Origin of the sequence: Streptomyces sp. NPDC005402 (assembly GCF_040606575.1) — a bacterium.
GTDB lineage: Bacteria > Actinomycetota > Actinomycetes > Streptomycetales > Streptomycetaceae > Streptomyces.
The window spans coordinates 275,143-293,597 of sequence record NZ_JBEXFB010000004.1; the positions used below are offsets into that span (position 1 = coordinate 275,143).

General features: G+C 71.7%; 17 protein-coding genes and 1 pseudogene. 7 read left to right on the forward strand and 11 right to left on the reverse strand.

Annotated features, from left to right (window positions below):
* Positions 1 to 29: 29 nt before the first annotated feature.
* The 3 genes from sucB to ABZT02_RS09735 all read right to left on the reverse strand — a co-directional run bounded on the left by sucB (position 30) and on the right by ABZT02_RS09735 (position 5,135).
* Positions 30 to 1,832 (reverse strand): 2-oxoglutarate dehydrogenase, E2 component, dihydrolipoamide succinyltransferase, encoded by a 1,803-nt coding sequence (gene sucB, locus ABZT02_RS09725; protein WP_356015983.1) that lies wholly within the window; start codon positions 1,830 to 1,832, stop codon positions 30 to 32.
* A 66-nt stretch (positions 1,833 to 1,898) separates the two neighbouring features.
* Positions 1,899 to 3,287, reverse strand: a complete 1,389-nt coding sequence (gene lpdA / locus ABZT02_RS09730) for a dihydrolipoyl dehydrogenase (RefSeq protein WP_174269101.1) — start codon at positions 3,285 to 3,287, stop codon at positions 1,899 to 1,901.
* A gap of 312 nt (positions 3,288 to 3,599) precedes the next feature.
* Complete coding sequence (locus ABZT02_RS09735) at positions 3,600 to 5,135, reverse strand: leucyl aminopeptidase (RefSeq protein ID WP_356015985.1); 1,536 nt, start codon at positions 5,133 to 5,135, stop codon at positions 3,600 to 3,602.
* A gap of 230 nt (positions 5,136 to 5,365) precedes the next feature.
* Between ABZT02_RS09735 and ABZT02_RS09740 the strand changes: the two genes are divergently transcribed.
* Positions 5,366 to 6,157 (forward strand): endo alpha-1,4 polygalactosaminidase, encoded by a 792-nt coding sequence (locus tag ABZT02_RS09740; protein ID WP_356015987.1) that lies wholly within the window; start codon positions 5,366 to 5,368, stop codon positions 6,155 to 6,157.
* On the opposite strand, the gene ABZT02_RS09745 is transcribed toward ABZT02_RS09740, so the two are convergent.
* On the reverse strand, positions 6,154 to 6,936 hold the full coding sequence (locus tag ABZT02_RS09745) for an adenosylcobinamide-GDP ribazoletransferase (protein ID WP_356016330.1): 783 nt from the start codon (positions 6,934 to 6,936) through the stop codon (positions 6,154 to 6,156). The genes ABZT02_RS09740 and ABZT02_RS09745 overlap by 4 nt on opposite strands.
* A gap of 73 nt (positions 6,937 to 7,009) precedes the next feature.
* Here ABZT02_RS09745 and ABZT02_RS09750 point away from each other — a divergent pair, with 73 nt between their 5' ends.
* Positions 7,010 to 7,765 (forward strand): hypothetical protein, encoded by a 756-nt coding sequence (locus ABZT02_RS09750; RefSeq protein WP_356015988.1) that lies wholly within the window; start codon positions 7,010 to 7,012, stop codon positions 7,763 to 7,765.
* A gap of 244 nt (positions 7,766 to 8,009) precedes the next feature.
* Positions 8,010 to 8,214, forward strand: a pseudogene (locus tag ABZT02_RS09755) (SDR family NAD(P)-dependent oxidoreductase); the annotation flags it as partial.
* Between the two features lie 192 nt (positions 8,215 to 8,406).
* On the opposite strand, the gene ABZT02_RS09760 reads toward ABZT02_RS09755, so the two are convergent.
* The 3 genes from ABZT02_RS09760 to cobT form a co-directional block, all read right to left on the reverse strand.
* On the reverse strand, positions 8,407 to 9,108 hold the full coding sequence (locus ABZT02_RS09760) for a hypothetical protein (RefSeq protein ID WP_356015990.1): 702 nt from the start codon (positions 9,106 to 9,108) through the stop codon (positions 8,407 to 8,409).
* Between the two features lie 38 nt (positions 9,109 to 9,146).
* The gene (locus tag ABZT02_RS09765) at positions 9,147 to 10,910 is read right to left on the reverse strand and encodes a phosphatidylglycerol lysyltransferase domain-containing protein (protein WP_356015992.1); all 1,764 of its coding nucleotides are present in this window, start codon (positions 10,908 to 10,910) and stop codon (positions 9,147 to 9,149) included.
* Between the two features lie 61 nt (positions 10,911 to 10,971).
* Positions 10,972 to 12,078, reverse strand: coding sequence for a nicotinate-nucleotide--dimethylbenzimidazole phosphoribosyltransferase (cobT, locus tag ABZT02_RS09770; RefSeq protein ID WP_356015994.1), 1,107 nt, complete (start codon positions 12,076 to 12,078; stop codon positions 10,972 to 10,974).
* 126 nt (positions 12,079 to 12,204) lie between these two features.
* On the opposite strand from cobT, the gene ABZT02_RS09775 reads away from it, so the two are divergent.
* Positions 12,205 to 12,813, forward strand: a complete 609-nt coding sequence (locus tag ABZT02_RS09775; RefSeq protein WP_356015996.1) for a methyltransferase domain-containing protein — start codon at positions 12,205 to 12,207, stop codon at positions 12,811 to 12,813.
* On the opposite strand, the gene ABZT02_RS09780 is transcribed toward ABZT02_RS09775, so the two are convergent.
* Positions 12,802 to 14,004, reverse strand: coding sequence for a bifunctional adenosylcobinamide kinase/adenosylcobinamide-phosphate guanylyltransferase (locus ABZT02_RS09780; RefSeq protein WP_356016000.1), 1,203 nt, complete (start codon positions 14,002 to 14,004; stop codon positions 12,802 to 12,804). The genes ABZT02_RS09775 and ABZT02_RS09780 overlap by 12 nt on opposite strands.
* Before the next feature lie 175 nt (positions 14,005 to 14,179).
* Between ABZT02_RS09780 and ABZT02_RS09785 the strand changes: the two genes are divergently transcribed.
* Positions 14,180 to 14,395 carry a hypothetical protein gene (locus ABZT02_RS09785; protein ID WP_037719591.1) on the forward strand — a complete coding sequence of 72 codons (216 nt, stop codon included), beginning with the start codon at positions 14,180 to 14,182 and terminating at the stop codon, positions 14,393 to 14,395.
* Between the two features lie 45 nt (positions 14,396 to 14,440).
* Here ABZT02_RS09785 and ABZT02_RS09790 read toward each other — a convergent pair whose 3' ends face one another.
* The 3 genes from ABZT02_RS09790 to ABZT02_RS09800 all read right to left on the reverse strand — a co-directional run bounded on the left by ABZT02_RS09790 (position 14,441) and on the right by ABZT02_RS09800 (position 17,034).
* Positions 14,441 to 15,514, reverse strand: coding sequence for a trypsin-like peptidase domain-containing protein (locus tag ABZT02_RS09790; RefSeq protein WP_356016002.1), 1,074 nt, complete (start codon positions 15,512 to 15,514; stop codon positions 14,441 to 14,443).
* Positions 15,515 to 15,571: 57 nt separating this feature from the next.
* A complete protein-coding gene (locus ABZT02_RS09795; protein ID WP_356016005.1) occupies positions 15,572 to 16,273 on the reverse strand; it encodes a methyltransferase domain-containing protein in 702 nt (233 codons plus the stop codon).
* 83 nt (positions 16,274 to 16,356) lie between these two features.
* Complete coding sequence (locus ABZT02_RS09800; protein ID WP_356016007.1) at positions 16,357 to 17,034, reverse strand: DUF3043 domain-containing protein; 678 nt, start codon at positions 17,032 to 17,034, stop codon at positions 16,357 to 16,359.
* Between the two features lie 214 nt (positions 17,035 to 17,248).
* Between ABZT02_RS09800 and ABZT02_RS09805 the strand changes: the two genes are divergently transcribed.
* Together ABZT02_RS09805 and ABZT02_RS09810 are read left to right on the forward strand one after the other, a co-directional pair.
* Positions 17,249 to 18,028: a PspA/IM30 family protein gene (locus ABZT02_RS09805; RefSeq protein WP_234358555.1), complete on the forward strand. Its 780-nt coding sequence runs from the start codon at positions 17,249 to 17,251 to the stop codon at positions 18,026 to 18,028.
* Between the two features lie 22 nt (positions 18,029 to 18,050).
* Positions 18,051 to 18,329 carry a hypothetical protein gene (locus ABZT02_RS09810; protein WP_356016009.1) on the forward strand — a complete coding sequence of 93 codons (279 nt, stop codon included), beginning with the start codon at positions 18,051 to 18,053 and terminating at the stop codon, positions 18,327 to 18,329.
* Positions 18,330 to 18,455 lie beyond the last annotated feature (126 nt).

The window sequence follows — 18,455 nt, forward strand, 5'->3', positions numbered from 1 at the left end:
GACGGGGGCACCGCGCAGAACCGGGTGGCTTACAGGCCGAGCTCGACCTCGAACTCGCCCGCCTCCAGGATCGCCTTGACCGCGGTCAGGTAACGGGCCGCGTCGGCGCCGTCCACCAGACGGTGGTCGTAGGAGAGGGTCAGGTAGGTCATGTCGCGGATGCCGATGACCGTGCCCTCCTCGGTCTCGATGACCGCCGGCCGCTTGACCGTGGCACCGATGCCGAGGATCGCGACCTGGCCCGGCGGCACGATGATCGTGTCGAAGAGCGCACCGCGCGAACCGGTGTTGGAGATGGTGAAGGTCGCGCCGGACAGCTCGTCGGGCGTGATCTTGTTCGCCCGGACCTTGCCCGCGAGCTCGGCGGTGGCCTTGGCGATACCGGCGATGTTGAGGTCACCGGCGTGCTTGATGACCGGGGTCATCAGGCCCTTCTCGGAGTCCACCGCGATACCGATGTTCTCGGTGTCGAAGTAGGTGATCGTGCCTTCGCCCTCGTTGATCCTGGCGTTGATCGGCGCGTGCGCCTTCAGTGCCTGGGCCGCCGCCTTGACGAAGAACGGCATCGGGGAGAGCTTGACGCCCTCACGGGCCGCGAACGCGTCCTTGGCACGGGCGCGCAGCTTCATCAGGCGGGTGACGTCGACCTCGACCACCGAGGACAGCTGCGCCTGCTCGTGCAGCGCCTTGACCATGTTGTCGCCGATGACCTTGCGGATGCGCGGCATCTTGACGGTCTGGCCACGGAGGGGAGAGGCCTCCAGGGACGGCGCCTTCTTGGCGGCGGCGGCCGGAGCGGCGGCGGCAGCGGCCGGAGCCGGAGCAGCGGCGGCCTTCGCGGCCTCGGCGGCGGCGACGACGTCCTGCTTGCGGATACGGCCACCGACGCCGGTGCCCTTGACGCCGGCCAGGTCGACGCCGTTCTCGGCGGCGAGCTTGCGCACCAGCGGGGTCACGTAGGCGCCGTCGTCACCGGAGGTCGCGGCCGGAGCCGGGGCCGGGGTGACCGGGGCGGGCGCCGGAGCCGGAGCGGCGGGCGCCGGGTCGGGAGCCGGAGCCGTCTGCTGCTGCGGGGCCGGAGCCGAGGGCGCCTGCGGGGCCGGGGCCGGGGCCGGAGCGGGTGCCGGAGCCGCGGGGGCGGGAGCCGGAGCCGGGGCGGGGGCCTCGGCAGCCGGGGCCGGGGCGGCGGGGGCCGGGGCAGCGGCCGGAGCCGCACCCGGGGCGCCGATGACGGCGAGCTTGGCGCCGACCTCGGCGGTCTCGTCCTCACCGACCACGATCTCCAGCAGGACACCGGCGACCGGCGCCGGAATCTCGGTGTCGACCTTGTCGGTGGAGACCTCGAGCAGGGGCTCGTCCTCCGCGACCTCCTCGCCGACCTCCTTCAGCCACCGGGTGACGGTGCCCTCGGTGACGGACTCGCCGAGCGCGGGCAGGACGACGTCCGTGCCCTCGGCGGAACCGCCGCCGGTGGCGGCCTCGGCGGTGGGAGCGGGCGCCGGAGCGGCCTGCTCGGTGGACGGCGCGGCCGCGGCCGGCTCGGGGGCGGGCTCTGTGGCCTCAGCCACAGGCGGGGCGGCGTCAGCCGCACCGGTGCCGTCGTCGATGACGGCCAGCTCGGCGCCGACCTCGACCGTCTCGTCCTCGGCGACCTTGATGGAGGCCAGGACGCCGGCGGCGGGGGAGGGGATCTCGGTGTCGACCTTGTCGGTCGACACCTCGAGCAGCGGCTCGTCGGCCTCTACACGCTCACCCTCGGCCTTCAGCCAGCGGGTGACGGTGCCCTCGGTGACGCTCTCGCCGAGCGCCGGAAGGGTTACGGAAACCGCCATGGTTTCGGTTGCTCCTTACGAATTGCGGAAGTCTGAGTCGTCGCTACGACGTGCTACGACCGAGGGTCAGTCGTGCGAGTGCAGCGGCTTGCCCGCCAGGGCCAGGTGGGCCTCGCCGAGCGCCTCGCTCTGCGTCGGGTGGGCGTGGATGAGCTGGGCGACCTCGGCCGGCAGCGCTTCCCAGTTGTAGATCAGCTGGGCCTCGCCGACCTGCTCGCCCATGCGGTCGCCGACCATGTGGACGCCGACCACGGCACCGTCCTTCACCTGGACGAGCTTGATCTCGCCCGAGGTGTTGAGGATCTTGCTCTTGCCGTTGCCCGCCAGGTTGTACTTCAGAGCGACAACCTTGTCCGCGCCGTAGATCTCCTTGGCCTTGGCCTCGGTGATGCCCACGGAGGCGACCTCGGGGTGGCAGTACGTCACCCGCGGGACACCGTCGTAGTCGATCGGAACGGTCTTCAGACCGGCCAGACGCTCCGCGACCAGGATGCCCTCGGCGAAGCCGACGTGCGCGAGCTGGAGCGTGGGGACCAGGTCACCGACGGCGGAGATGGTCGGGACGTTGGTGCGCATGTACTCGTCGACCAGGACGTAGCCGCGGTCCATCGCGACGCCCTGCTCCTCGTAGCCGAGACCGGCGGAGACGGGCCCGCGGCCGACGGCCACCAGCAGCAGCTCGGCCTCGAACTCCTTGCCGTCGGCGAGGGTGACCTTGACACCGTCCTGGGTGTACTCGGCCTTCTGGAAGAAGGTGCCCAGGTTGAACTTGATCCCGCGCTTGCGGAACGCGCGCTCAAGAAGCTTGGAGGAGTTCTCGTCCTCGAGCGGGGCGAGGTGCTTGAGGCCCTCGATGATCGTGATGTCGGTCCCGAACGACTTCCAGGCGGAGGCGAACTCGACGCCGATGACACCGCCGCCGAGGACGATCGCAGACTTCGGCACGCGGTCCAGGACGAGGGCGTGGTCCGAGGAGATGATCCGGTTGCCGTCGATCTCCAGGCCGGGCAGCGACTTCGGCACGGAGCCGGTCGCGAGGAGGACGTGGCGGCCCTGGACACGCTGGCCGTTCACATCGACGGAGGTGGGGGAGGAGAGCCGTCCCTCACCCTCGATGTACGTCACCTTCCGGGAGGCGACGAGACCCTGGAGGCCCTTGTACAGGCCGGCGATCACGCCGTCCTTGTACTTGTGCACCCCGGCGATGTCGATGCCCTCGAAGGTGGTCTTCACACCGAACTGCTCGCTCTCGCGGGCCTGGTCGGCGATCTCGCCCGCGTGCAGCAGGGCCTTGGTGGGGATGCATCCCCGGTGCAGGCAGGTACCGCCGACCTTGTCCTTCTCGATCAGGGCGACGTCAAGCCCCAGCTGCGCCCCGCGCAGGGCCGCGGCGTAACCGCCACTACCACCGCCGAGGATCACTAGGTCGAAAACGGTGCTGGCGTCGTTCGCCACGTCACGTCCTCCATGCATGTGCGCCGTACGCCGGTCTCCAGTGACCGGGCGGCGGCTGGTGTCCGGCCGCTCTTTCTTCGGCCCTGTGTGGGGGCCCTGTCCTGCCGAGCCCCATCTTCGCACTTGTCAGCCCTGAACGAGACGCCGGGCCGGGGTGTGAGACACCACACGCTCACATGTGAAGGCAAGGCCCGGTGAGACTTTCGACCAGGGGCCCGGTGAGACACGCAAGGGGCGCGGGGAACTGCGCGACGAGCCACGACGGGCCCGCAGTCGCCCACGCCCCTCAGGAGCCGAGCTGCTGGGCGACCGTCAGCCCAGGTCACCCGCGGCAGTCAACTCGGCGAGCCGCACCAACGTACGCACCGCGGTCCCGGTCCCGCCCTTCGGCGTGTACCCGAACGGCCCACCGTCGTTGAACGCCGGCCCCGCGATGTCGAGGTGCGCCCACGGGATGCCCTCGCCCACGAACTCCCGCAGGAAGAGCCCGGCGACCAGTCCGCCGCCCATCCGCTCACCCATGTTCGCGATGTCGGCGGTGGGGGAGTCCATCCCCTTGCGCAGGTGCTCCGGCAGCGGCATGGGCCACGCCGGCTCCCCGACCTCCTCGGCGGCCTCGTGCACCGCGGTACGGAAGGCGTCGTCGTTGGCCATGATCCCGAACGTCCGGCTGCCCAGCGCGAGCATCATCGCGCCGGTCAGCGTCGCCACGTCCACGATCGCGTCCGGCTTCTCCGCCGACGCCGCCCACAGGGCGTCCGCGAGCACCAGCCGGCCCTCGGCGTCGGTGTTGAGTACCTCCACCGTCTTGCCGCTGTACATGCGCAGCACGTCACCGGGCCGCGTGGCGGACCCCGACGGCATGTTCTCGGCCAGCGCCAGCCACCCGGTCACATTGACCTCGAGACCCAGTCGCGCGGCCGAGACCACGGCCGCGAACACCGCCGCCGCCCCGCTCATGTCGCACTTCATCGTCTCGTTGTGGCCCGCCGGCTTCAGCGAGATACCGCCCGAGTCGTAGGTGATCCCCTTGCCGACCAGCGCGAGGTGCTTCTTCGCCTTGGACGAGGTGTACGACAGCTTCACCAGCCGCGGCCCCGACGCCGACCCCGCGCCGACGCCGAGGATGCCGCCGTAGCCGCCCTTCTCCAGGGCCTTCACGTCGAGCACCTGCACCTTGAGGCCGTGCTCCTTGCCCGCGGCCTGCACGATCGCGGCGAAGGCCTCGGGGTTCAGGTCGTTCGGCGGCATGTTGATGAGGTCGCGCGCGCGGTTGAGCTCCTCGGCGACCGCGACGGCCCGGGCCAGCGCGGCCTTGTGTGCGGCGTCCCGCGGCTTGCCGCCCAGCAGCGCGGCCTCGGCCAGCGGGGCCTTGCCGTTCTTCGCCCTGGCGTCGTTCTTCGAAGGCGCGTTCTCCTTGTAGGTGGTGAAGGAGTACGCCCCGAGCAGCACGCCCTCGGCGACCGCGCCGAGGTCGGCGGCGTCGCCCAGCGGCAGCGCGAACGCGGCCTTCTTCGAGCCGGTCAGCGCGCGGGCGGCGACACCGGCGGCCTTGCGCAGCACCTCCGGGTCGAAGGAGGAGTCCTTCTCGGGCTCGGCGCCCAGGCCGACCGCCACCACGAGAGGGGCCTTGAGGCCGGAGGGCGCGGGCAGCTTCGTCACCTCGCCCTCGGCGCCGGAGGCACCGAGGGTCTCCAGGACACCGGCGAGCCGGCCGTCGTAGGCCTTGTCCACGGCTTCGGCGCCCGGCGCCACGACCGGGCCTTTCGCGCCCTTGGCGACACCGATCACGATCGCGTCGGCCCGCAGGCCGGGCGCCGCGGAGGTGCTGAGAGTGAGAGCAGTCACGGTGGTGAATTCTCGCTTCCGATGTGAAGTTTCGTGGGTCGAGCGGGTGGGTCGACCGGGCCCGACGGCCGACCCTATTTCGTCTCCGAATGCGGATCCCGATCGGGGCCTTCACCCCTGTCGGCGACCACCCGGGACGAGCCTACGCTCGGGTCGGGCGAGCGTACCTCCGGCTGCGGCGCGGGAGATCATTCCCGGGTACCCCGCCACACCCCCTTGGAGCCCGTCCGTTGAAACGCCCTCTCCTCCTCGTCACCCTGCTCCTCCTGGTGGCCGGATGCTCGACCGCCCCCGACTCCGCCCCCGACTCCGGGTCCGGCGGCTCCCGTTGGCGGCCCCGCCCCGGCATCGCCTGGCAGTGGCAGTTGAGCGGCCGCGTCGACACGTCCGTGGACGTGCCGGTGTACGACATCGACGGCTTCGACCAGTCCGAGGCCGTGGTGTCGGCGCTGCACGACAGGGGCCGCAAGGTCATCTGCTACCTCTCCACAGGCGCGTTCGAGGACTGGCGGCCCGACGCGGGCAAGTTCCCCAAGTCGGTGATCGGGCGCGGCAACGGCTGGGAGGGGGAGCGCTGGCTCGACATCCGCGCCACGGACGTCCTGGAACCGCTGATGGCGGACCGCCTCGACATGTGCCGCGAGAAGGGCTTCGACGCGGTGGAGCCGGACAACATGGACGGCTACAAGAACCGCACGGGCTTCGAACTGACCGCGGCGGACCAGCTCCGCTACAACCGCCTGATCGCGCGACTGGCCCACGACCGCGGCCTGTCGGTCGGCCTGAAGAACGACCTCGACCAGATCCCGGAGCTGGTGCGGGACTTCGACTTCGCGGTCAACGAGCAGTGCGCGCAGTACCGCGAGTGCGGGGACACGGAACCGTTCATCAAGGCGGACAAGGCGGTCTTCCACGTCGAGTACGAACTCCCCACCAGCCGCTTCTGCGCCGAGTCCCGGCGGCTGAAGCTGAGTTCGATGCTGAAGAAGTACGAGCTCGGGGTATGGCGCGAGGCCTGCTAGAAGTCCATCGACAGGATGACCAGCGCCGTCGTCGCCGCCGTCTCCGCCAACCCGCCGAACACGTCACCGGTCACTCCACCGAAGCGGCGCGTGCAGTGCCGCAGGAGCAACTCGGCGACTCCCACGGCGGCGGCCACCGCGAGGACCGCGCGGACGACGTCGTACGACCCGAGGAGCGCCCCCGCCCCGGCCGCCCCCAGCATCACGGCGGCGGCGGTCAGCACCGCGCCCCGGACCGGGACGACTCCGGCCACCGCGGCCCCCAGCCCCTCCGGCCGGGCCGGCGGGACCCCGGTGCGGGCCGCGAGGGTCAGGGCCAGGCGCGCGGCCGTCGCCGAGACCACGGCCGCCGCCGCACCCCGCGCCCACGAGTCGCCGTACAGCTGCGACAGCGCGGCCACCTGGGCGAGGAGCACGAGGACGAGGGCGATCACCCCGAACGGGCCGATGTCCGACTGCTTCATGATCCGCAGGGCGTCCTCGGCGGGCCTGCCGCTGCCCAGGCCGTCGGCGGTGTCCGCGAGGCCGTCGAGGTGCAGGCCCCGCGTGAGGACCGCCGGTACGGCCACCGTGGCGACCGCGGCGAGCAGTCCGGAGGCGCCCAGGACCAGCAGCAGGAGGCCCAGAGCGGCCGACAGCCCGCCCAGCACCACCCCGACCAGCGGGGCGCACAGCATTCCGCCGCGTGCCGCCTCCCGGTCCCAGCGGGTCACCTTCACGGGGAGCACGCTGAGCGTGCCGAAGGCGAAGCGGAGGCCGTCGAGCGGGGGCGGGGTCATGGACACGTCGGCAGGGTAGCCCGGACGCCGTGGCCACCGGGCGGCCCGCCCCTGCCGAGCCGACACTGGGTCCATGGGCCACTGGCTGCACCGCAACATCGTCGAACCCGGCAAACTGCCGCTGCTCCTCGCCCTGACCGCGTTCGTGCTGACCTTCCTGATCACGCGGGCCATCACCCGGCTCATCCGGGCGGGCAAGGGGCCCTTCGGCAACGTCAGTTCCGGCGGAGTGCACATCCACCACGTGGTGCCGGGAGTCGTCCTCACCGTCATCGGCGGCTTCGGCGCGGTCGCCAGCGGGCAACACGGCTTCGGGGCGGGGTTGTGCGCGGTCGTGTTCGGGATCGGCGCGGGTCTGGTGCTGGACGAGTTCGCGCTGATCCTGCACCTCGACGACGTGTACTGGAGCGAGGAGGGCCGCAAGAGCGTCGAGGTCGTCGTCCTCACCGTGGCGCTGGTCGGCCTGGTGCTCGCTGGGTTCTCGCCGTTCGGCGTCAACGACGTGACGCAGGGCGAGGCGCAGGACCGGGGCGGCGTCATCAGCAGTGTGGTGGTCAACTTCCTCTTCGCGATGCTCGTCCTGTTCAAGGGCAAGACCCGGATGGCGATCTTCAGCGTGATCGTCCCGCTCGTCGGGCTCATCGGGGTGATCCGGCTGGCCCGCCCCGACTCCGCTTGGGCCCGCCGCTTCTACGCCCGCCGCCCGCGCGCCCGAGCCCGGGCCATGCTCCGCGCCTACCACCGCGACAAACGCTGGTCGGGCCCCCGCCGCAAGTTCCAGGACCTGATCGGCGGCAAGCCGGACCCGGCACGACCGCTCGGGCGCTGAGGGGGCGCGGGCGCGTCTGCCGGCCTCGTGGGTTTGGCGGGGCGCGGGTTGTTGAGTCGGGGTGAGGGCCTCGGCCGGTCGGGGTCGTTCGCCGTGTGGCGGGGGTGGGCGGGATCGAGTGGGCGCGCGCGGTGTTGGCGGGTGGAGATCCTGGCGGGTCGGGGGTGTCTGCCCGTTGTCAGGGGCTGGCGGAAGTGGCCGGGACGGGTGTGGGGCGCGGTGTGTTGTGGCGGTCGGCGGCTAGGCGCTGTTCGTGCGCGCCGACTTCGCCGACGCGCAGCAGGCCAAGGCGTCCGTCACTCGGGTCGTCGACATGTACGGCCGGGTCTACTGCCTGGTGAACACCGCCGGGCTCACCTCCCGGCGCGCTCCTCGACACCCCGCCCGAGCTGTTCAACCAGCACATCGCGATCAACCTGCAGGCGCTGTTCTTCGCCGTTCAGGCGGCGGGTGGCAGGGCGGAGGTCCTGGCGGGTCGTGGGCGTCTGCTGGTGAGGGGCCAGTGGCGGTGGACGGGGCCAGGGGTGGGGCGTGCGGTGTTGAGACGGCCCTTGAGGCGCCTGCCGCGGCAGCCGGGGTCCGGTGCTGGGCGCCGGGCGCTCAGGTGGGGCGGAGATCTGCCGCCTCGGGTGACTGTCGGATCAGGGGCCGGGGCGTGGCGCGCCGGAGCTGAGCCCGTCCCGGTCCCGGGTACGTCGTTGACGGGCCGCCGAGAGGGCGCACAGCGCGAGCATCGTGGCGATCGCCGCCACGTGTTCCCTGCCGGCGAGGTTCTCCTTCACCAGCACCTCGACCACCATCGCCGCGATCACGGCACCCGCGGTGACCCGTGCGCCGTAGCGCCAGCCGAGGAAGACGGCGAGGCCCACCACGGCCGCCGACGGGCCGGTGTCGACGACGTGGGCGTCCGAGGCGGGCAGGCCGAGCGGGCTGTCGGGGCCCAGCCAGATGCCCACGCGCGCGTACAGCGTGCCGGCGAGCGTGGCCGCGTACGCCAGGGTGAGCATCCGCCACCGGCCCAGACAGATCTCGGCGAGCCCGAACACGAACAGGATCTGTGCCAGCGCGCCCCACACCGGTAGGTCCAGGGCCGGCACGAACAGGGAGAGGGGAGTGCGGAGCAGGGCCAGCCACAGGGGATCCGCGGCGCGTACGGCACCGACGTCCTGGACGAAGCCGTAGCCCCACGACTGGTTGTGCACGAAATGCAGGGCCGCCGTCAGACACACGGCCGCCACGGCCGCCAGGGGGACCGCCCGCCACCTCCGCCGCAGCAGCTGTCCGCGCACGGTGACGTACAGCTCACCCCACTCCGCGCGGGCCCAGCGGGCGAGCGTCTTCATCCCACGGCCCTCATCCCACGGCCCTCATCCCACGGTCCTCATCTGTGTGTACTCAGGTGCTCCTTGCGCCGCAGCCACCTCGGCAGCCCCGGCACCTCCAGGAACCCCTCCGCGCGGGCGGAGGCGATGCCGATGCGCGGCAGGTCCGCGCTCTTCTCGAAGAGCAGGAACCGCGGCTCCCAGATGGGCCGGTACTTGGCGTTGGCCCGGTACAGGGACTCGATCTGCCACCAGCGGGAGAAGAAGCTGAGCAGCGACCGCCACAGCCGCAGCACCGGCCCGGCGCCAAGACGTGCACCACGTTCGAAGACCGAACGGAACATCGCGAAGTTGAGCGAGACCTGGGTGATCTGGATCTCCTGGGCCCGGTTCAGCAGCTCGATGACCATGAACTCCATGAGGCCGTTGTCCGCGTCGCGGTCCCGGCGCATGAGGTCGAGGGAGAGCCCGTGCGGCCCCCACGGCACGAAGGAGAGCACCGCCTTCAGCTCCCCGTCGGCGTCGCTGCACTCCAGGGCCACGCACCGGCCGTCCTCCGGATCCCCGAGCCGCCCCAGCGCCATGCTGAACCCGCGCTCGGTGGCCCCGTCCCGCCAGTCGTCGGCCCGCCGTACGAGCGCCTCCATCTCCGCGGCCGGGATGTCCTCGTGACGCCGGATCCGCACGGTGTAACCGGCCCGCTTGACCCGGTTGTAGGCCTGCCGGACGGTCCGCATCGCACGGCCCTCCAGCGTGAACTCGGCGACCTCGACGATCGCCTCGTCGCCCAGCTCTAGCGCGTTCAGGCCGTGCCGCGCGTACACGGTCCCCGCGTCCTCGCCCGCGCCCATCACCGCCGGCAGCCACCCGTGCGCCCGCGCCTCGGCGAGCCACGGCTCGATCGCCCCCGGCCAGGCCTCCGGGTCGCCGATCGGATCACCGGACGCGAGGGAGACCCCGCTGACGACCCGGTAGGTGACGGCCGCCTTCCGGGTCGGCGACCAGATGACGCTCTTCTCCCTGCGCAGCGCGAAGTACCCGAGGGAGTCCCGCTCGCCTTGCCGCGCCAGCAGTTCCCGCAGGCGCCGCTCGTCGTCCTCGGTGAGCGGGTCGAGGGCGCGCCGGGAGCGGAAGGCGGCGTAGAGGACGGCGAGGACGAGGACCGTGCTGAGCACGTTGATGACGACGTTCACCCAGTTCGGCGTCAGGATGCCGTCGAAGCGGGAGTCGTCGGCGGCGACCGAGACCAGCCGCAGCGTGCCGTACCACCACCGCTCCGCGAAGGACGAGGACCTCGACGCCTTGTTGGTGACGGTCACCAGCAACGCGGCCAGCAGCGAGCACACGAGCAGTCCGCCCACGGCCACGGCGGCGGCGAGCCGCGGGTTGGACCGGTCGCCCTTGGCGTAGAACTCCCGTCGGCCGACGAGCAGGGCCACCACGAAGGCGGCGGTGAGGAACAGGGAGATCCAGTTCTGCGCGTACCGCCGGATCTCCGGAAACGCCATCGCGAGGACGAACAGCGCGAGGAACGCCCCCGACAGCACCAGGTTCAGGATCCACGCCGCGCGCTTGCGCCGCCGCATGGTGATGGCGAGGAAGGCCGTGAACACCCCGGAGGCGAAGCCCGCCGTCAGCAGATACGGCGTGAAGTAGTCCTCCTGGTTGTGCCGCCGCACGTCCTGCCCCAGCGTGACCCACACCGCACTGAGGAAGTTGACGAACGCGACGACCCGCAGGTACCAGACGGCGAATCCGGCGGCCCGCCGCGAGCCACCGGTGGACCGGACATCCCGAACAGGTGCAACTCGGACATCTCCCATGAAGGGCGATCATGCCCCTTGCGCCGGTGATTCCGCCGCAAGGGCACTCGTCTGTCCTCGACTACTCCTCGTCGGAGACCTTCTCCGGCTCCTCCTCGGAGACCGCGGGCTTCTCGGGCTCCTCCGGCTTCTCGGGCAGCTCGGCGGCCAGCGCCGCCGCGGCCTGCACCAGGGGCAGCGCCAGCAGCCCGCCCGCACCCTCGCCGACCGTCACGCCGTGGTCGAGCAGCGGTTCCAGAGCCATCCGGTCCAGCGCCTTCGACTGCCCCGGCTCACCGCCGTTCTGCCCCGCCAGCCACCAGTCCGGCGCCCGGAACGCGATCCGCTGCCCCACCAGCGCACAGGCGGCCACGACCACCCCGTCCAGGACGACGGGCAGCTTGCGCACCGCGCTCTGCAGCAGGAACCCGGTGATCGCCGCGAGGTCGGCCCCGCCCACCGTGGCCAGCAGCTGCAACTGGTCCCCGAGCACCGGCCGAGCCCGCCGCAGCGCGTCCCGGATCGCCGCGCACTTGCGCATCCACGCCAGGTCGTCGATCCCCGTCCCGCCCCGCCCGGTCACGACGGACGCGTCGGTCCCGCACAGCGCGGCGACCAGCACCCCGGCCGCCGTGGTCCCGCCCACGCTCACATCGCCGAGGACCACGAGATCGGTCCCGGAGTCGGCCTCCTCGTCGGCCACCGCGACCCCGGCCCGGAAGGCGGCCTCCGCCTCCTCAGGGGTCAGCGCGTCCTCCACGTCGATACGACCGCTCCCGCGCCGCACCCGATGCCGTACGACATCCTCCGGCAGCTCGGCCGGATCGCAGTCCAGCGCCATGTCGACGACCCGCACCGGCACGCCGAGGCGCCGCGCGAGGATCGACACCGGGCGGCCGCCCTCCAGGACCTCCCGCACCAACTCCGAGGCGCTGCCCGCGGCCCGCCCCGAGACACCCAGTTCGGCGATCCCGTGATCACCGGCGAACAGCACGACCCGCGGCCGTTCGACCGGTCGTACCGGTACCGCCGACTGCGCCGCCGCCAGCCACTCGCCCAGGTCGTCGAGGCGGCCCAGCGCCCCGGGCGGCACGATCTGACGCTCCCGGCGCGCCTCGGCGTCGCGACGCACCCCGCCGTCGGGGCGCTCGATCAGATCGGTGAAGTCGTCGAGATTAAGCGAGCTCATTCGCCGAACAGTACCGGCCCTGATCGAACACGGGGGCGCCACGTGGCCATGACGTCATTGCACCCGGGATGGGGATCCCATACGTTCCGTTTTGCAGTGAATTGCCGTGCGCCCTCGGGAGGCCCCATGCCCGCACCAACCGCCCCTTCCGTACGGCGTCTTCGCTCCACCGCCCGCGCGATGCTGCGCTTCCCCGAACCCGAGAGCTGGCTGGACGTGGACACGGGGGACGCGGACTTCCCGGAGGCGGCGAGAACGTTCTTCCCCTACACGGCCTTCGACGGCCTGGACCCCAGCCCCCGCGTCCTGCACGCCCAGGCGATCGAGCGCCTGGAGGAGGGCTACCAGGGGCGTCTGACGGACCCGCGGATCACCGCCCGTCTGCGCGCCCGCTACGACGTGGTCAGCCTGTTGAACCGTCACGCGGACCCCGAAGAACTCCGGGCCGCCCTCGCCGTCCTGCGCCCCGGCGGCCACCTCCTGGTGGAATCCCCGGACGACCCCCGCGCCGAACTGGAGTCCAGGGGCTGCACCATCATCGCGACGGCCCGCAGATCCGCACACGTCCCGGCCCGTCTGGCGGGCCGCCTGCCCGGCACCCTGCCCCCGTGGGTGACCGGACCGCTGACCTCGACCGCGAGAGCGCTGGACCACACCCTGGCCCTCCTCCTCGCCGGCACCTGCTTCGCGAAGGCCTACCGGGTGATCGCCCGCAAGGAACCGTCAGCCCCGTAGCACCATCGCCTGCCCCGCCACCACCAGCACCACCTGCTCGCACTCCGCCGCGAACGCCGCGTTCAGCCGCCCCAGCTCGTCCCGGTAGCGGCGCCCCGAGGCGGTGGCCGGCACGATCCCCGACCCCACCTCGTTGGACACGACCACCACGGTCCGCCGAGCGCCTCGCACCGCCTCCGTCAACTCCCGCACCCGCGCGCGCAGTTCGCGCTCACCGCCGTCGGCCCACTCCGCGTCGTCCCACGCCCCCACGGCGTCCATCGCGTCCGTCAGCCACAGCGACAGACAGTCGATCAGCAGCGGCGCCCCGTCGTCCTTCAGCAGCGGCACCAGGTCGCAGGTCTCCGCCGTACGCCACGACCCCGGCCGCCGATCCCGATGTGCGGCGACCCGGGAGGCCCACTCGGTGTCCCCGTTGCGCGACCCGCCGGTCGCCACGTACAGCACGTCGGGGAACGCCTCCAGCCGTCGCTCGGCCTCCACCGACTTCCCGGACCGGGCCCCGCCCAGCACCAGCGTCCGCCGCGGCACATCCGGCACGTCCTCGTAGACCCCCACGACCAGAGTCGTCCCGTCGGGCACGGCCCGCGCCCCCGAGGCGGCCAGCCTCCGCCGCAACTCGTCGCCGGGTGGCACGTCGTGATCGACATGGACGGCGACGACATCGGTGGTGGGCCCCACGGCCCCCACGGCCCGCAACCGGGCGAGCGCGTCCGGCCGCCGTACGACATCGGCGAGCACCAGGTCGTACGACTCCACAGGCCCCCGCTCCAGCCCGGCGGGCGCACCCCCGGGCGGCAGGTACAGCGCCCGCTGCCCCTCGGGCCCGGTGACGGCGTACCCGGTCCCCGGCGCGTCCATCGCCACGGCCCGCACCCGATGCCCCGTCAACAACGCCAACTCCCGCCCGTCCGGCACCCGCCCCGGCTGCGGAAGCCCGGCGGGCACCTCGACGGGGGGCCCGTCATGAGGGTGCGAGAGCAGAACCTGCCGTACGCCGGCGAGTGAGTGCCCGGCCCGGGCGGCGGCGAAGGCGGCACCGGGAGTCAGATCCAGCAGCAGGGTCTCGTCGACGAGTACGGCGGTGGCGGCCCGCGGGTTCGCACCGAGCGCGGTGGCGCAGGCGGCGCAGGGGCAGAAGGGCCGGGGAAGACCGGCAGGGGCGCCGGTGCCGAGCAAAGTCAGTTCCACGCCACCGATTCTCGCCGGTCCGTGTTGACCATGCGCACGCGGAGATGCCGTTAGGGGCGCGGGGCTGTGTCGATTTCGCGGCTCCGCCGCGTGGGCGCCGAGCCCCCACCGGCCCGCAGTCGACGACGTACCGCTTAGGGTGCTCTTCGTGACGGATCAACCACGGGAGGCTCACATGGCGACATGGACCTGGCGATTCGAGAAGGCCGACGGTGCGGAGACCGAGCCCGCGGTCGAGCCGGAGGAGTTCACGACCCAGGGAGACGCCGAGTCCTGGCTCGGTGAGTACTGGAAGCCCCTGCTCGCGGGTGGCGCGGAACAGGTTCGCCTGTTCGAGGACGCCACCGAGATCTACGGCCCGATGAGCCTGAAGGCGGCCGAGGAGGCGTAGCAGAGGGTGGGCGAGGGCTTCTCAGGGAACCCTCGCCCACCTCCGTCACTGCTCACCCAGCGTCACATCCACCGTCTTCGCACTGGCGTTCCGGGTGAAGGTCACGGAGGTCTTCTGACCCGGCCGGTCCGCCGCCAGCGCCTCGGAGAGCGTGGTGATGGTCGTGATGTCGGTGTCGCCCAGCTTCGTGATGACGTCCCCCGCCTCGATACCGGCCTTGTCCGCGGCACCGCCGCTCTTCACGTCCACGACCGCGACGCCGGCGGCCTGGAAGCCGGCGTCGACGACCGTCCGGCCGGTGATGCCGAGCGCGGCCCGGCCCGAGTCGGTGACCTTGCCGTTCTCGATGATCTGGTCGGCGACCGTCTTCACCATCGACGCGGGGATCGCGAACCCGATCCCGGGCGCCGCGCTGTCCCCGAAGTTGGGGTCGACGGCGGCGAGCGTCGGGATGCCGATGACCTGGCCGTCGAGGTCGACGAGGGCGCCGCCGCTGTTGCCCGGGTTGATGGCCGCGGACGTCTGCACCATGTTGACGATGGTCGCGCCCGTCCCGCCCCCGCTGTCGCCCTCGCTGACGGTCCGTCCGGTCGCCGAGACGATGCCCTGGGTCACGCTCGACGACAGCCCGAGCGGCGATCCCATGGCGAGCACGATCTGCCCCACCGCGACCTTCGCCGAGTCACCGAAGGTCGCCGCCTTCAGCCCGTCCGGCAGCTTGTCCAGCTTGATGACGGCGAGATCCTGGTCCGGGTAGGAGTACACGAGTGTCGCGGTCAGCTCGTTCTCGCTGTTCGCCGTCGTCACCTTGAAGGTCTTCTCGTCCCCGACGACATGCGCGTTGGTGACGATGTGCCCCTTGTCGTCGTACACCACCCCGGACCCCAGATCACCGCTGGCCTGGATCTGCACGACCGACGGCAGAACGTCCTTGATCACCTTCCGGGCAGCGCTCTGGAGGTCGCCGTCGGCAGCGGGTACGGCCGCCTGGGCGGCCTGCGTGGTCGACGTCTCCTTCCGGCCGGAGGAACCGGAGTCGGAGCACCCGGAGAGAAGCACGGCGGAACACACGAGCACCGAGAACGGCAGCCGCAGAGCACGGGTACGCGAAGCAGTCATGCCCCGAGTCTCACTTCGGGGCCGACGCCCGTGCCTGCGCTGTTCGCCCGAACGGGCTCAGCCCCGCACCCCGCACAGGTGCAGCAGCGCGGCGACCCCACGGTACGGATCCGTCCGCCCGGCCCGCTCCTCGCAGGCCAGCAGCGCCTCCACATCGGCCGGCGTCTCGGTGTCGTCCGCCGCCGTGTCCGTGAACACCCGCACCCCGTACCACGCCTGGAGCGGCGCCCCGATGCCGGCGAGCGTCGCGGTCAGCGTGCTCAGCCGGTCGGCCCGCACATCGAGTCCCAGGCGATTGCGGTACGCGGTGGTGTCGAAGGCGCCCAGCGCGCCGGTCCAGTCCCCGGCCAGGCCCGGCCGCATCGCCAGCGCGTCACCGTTGCGCACGAGCAACGACAGCAGGCCGCCCGGTGCCAGCATCCGCGCCAGCCCCGCCAGCAGCGGATCCGGCTCCTCGACGTACATGAGCACGCCGTGGCACAGCACCACGTCGAAACTGCCCGGCAGGAAGTGCACCCCGGTGTCCCGGCCGTCACCCTCGATGATCCGCATCCGCTCCCGGATGCCCTCGGGCTCGGCGGACAGAGCCTGCCGGGCCGCCGCGACCATCGTGGAGTCCCGTTCGAGCCCGGTCACCTGATGACCGGCCCGGGCCAGCCGCAGCGCCTGCGTGCCCTGCCCCATCCCCACGTCGAGCACCCGCAGCCGCTGCCCCACCGGGTACCGGCCGACTATCTGCTCGTCGAGCTGCCGGGCCACCAGCTCCTGTCGTACGACATTCCGCAGCCCGCCCAGCTTGTCCAGCCAGGCATCGGCCGCACCCCCGGAGAAAGATGTCGTACTCAGGGCCGCTCTCCGCGCTTGACCTGCGGCTTCGGCAGCCGGAGGCGACGCATCTGGAGCGAGCGCATGAGGGCGTAGGCGACCGCGCCCTTCCGGTTCTGGTCCGGGAAGCGCTCGGCGAGCCGCTTCTTCAGACGGAAACCGGTGAGGATCGAGTCGAGCACGATGAGCACGATCACGACGAGCCACAGCATCAGCGCGATGCTCTGCAGCGCGCCCACCCGCACCAGGCTCAGCACCAGGATGACCACGGCCATCGGCAGGAAGAACTCCGCCACGTTGAACCGCGCGTCGATGCTGTCGCGGGCGAACTTACGCACCGGGCCCTTGTCCCGCGCGGGCAGATACCGCTCGTCGCCGCCGGCCAGCGCCTGACGCTGCCTCTCCAGCGCTGAGCGGCGCTCCTCGCGCTGACGCTTGGCGGCGTCCTTGCGCGTGAGCGACGTGTTGGCGACGCTGCGGCGCTGGGACTGGGCCTCACTGCGCTTGGGCGTGGGCCGGCCCTTGGGGGCCTGCGGGTCGCGGGGCTGCTTGGAGTCGGTCAGCTGCGCCTTGTCGGCGACGGCGGCCTTCTCTTCCTTGGTGGCACGGCTACGGAACACAAAACCCAAGGGTAAGGGGTGTCCGGGGTTGGACCCCAGCCCGGTGGGGAACGATCCGGCAACACCAGTCGTCATGTAGGGGGACAGAGGGGACGTCCGGTGACTTGCTCACCCTGAAGGTCACCTACTCCTTACGCCGGAGCAGGGGATCGGTCAGTCGTCCTTGGGGATGAGCGCATCCGTCCCGGAACAGTGCGTCAATGGATGCAGGGCCCGTACTGTGGGTTCTGTCGCAGAGCTGAGCTGGAAGTCCGTCAGAAGGGGGCGCGCGAAGCCCATGAGCGGTGTCATGAAGCGTATGGGGATGATCTTCCGCGCGAAGGCGAACAAGGCCCTTGACCGGGCCGAGGACCCGCGCGAAACCCTCGATTACTCGTACCAGAAGCAGCTGGAGTTGCTCCAGAAGGTACGCCGGGGCGTGGCCGACGTGGCCACCTCCCGCAAGCGCCTGGAACTCCAGCTGAACCAGCTGCAGTCGCAGTCCTCGAAGCTGGAGGACCAGGGCCGCAAGGCGCTCGCGCTCGGCCGTGAGGACCTCGCCCGTGAGGCGCTGTCCCGCCGTGCCGCGCTCCAGCAGCAGGTGACCGACCTGGAGACCCAGCACTCGACGCTGCAGGGCGAGGAGGAGAAGCTCACCCTTGCGGCCCAGCGCCTCCAGGCCAAGGTGGACGCCTTCCGGACGAAGAAGGAGACCATCAAGGCGACGTACACCGCGGCCCAGGCGCAGACCCGGATCGGCGAGGCCTTCTCCGGCATCTCCGAGGAGATGGGCGACGTGGGCCTGGCGATTCAGCGGGCCGAGGACAAGACGGCCCAGCTGCAGGCCCGGGCCGGCGCGATCGACGAGCTGCTGGCCTCCGGTGCCCTGGACGACCAGTCCGGCATGCACAAGGACGACATCCAGGCCGAGCTGGACCGGCTCTCCGGTGGTACGGATGTAGAGCTGGAACTGCAGCGCATGAAGGCGGAGCTGGCGGGAGGCTCGTCGTCGCAGCAGGCCATCGAGGGCGGCACCGGCCAGTCGCAGTCCCAGCAGCCGCAGGACACCCCACGCTTCGACAAGCAGTAGGGCCCACGCCGAGGAGGGCGACATGATCGTACGGATCATGGGGGAGGGGCAGGTGAGGCTGGCCGAGAGCCACCTCGCCGACCTGAACAAACTGGACGACGAGCTGTTGGCCGAGATGGAGAACGGCGACGGCCCAGGCTTCCGCCGTACCCTCCAAGCCCTCCTCACCAGGGTCCGGGACCTGGGCGACCCGCTCCCGGACGACTCCCTGGAACCCTCGGAACTGATCCTCCCCTCCCCGGACGCGACCCTGGAGGAAGTCCGGGACCTGCTGAGCGACGACGGCCTGATCCCGGGCTGAGACCACACTCTGCGTGGGCTTCCAGCCGGATCACCCCGGCGACGAGCCCGTACGACATCTGCTCCGGACACCGCCCACACGTCACGGCGTCGCCACCCCGACAGGAGGCGCGAGCCTCGAGCCGCT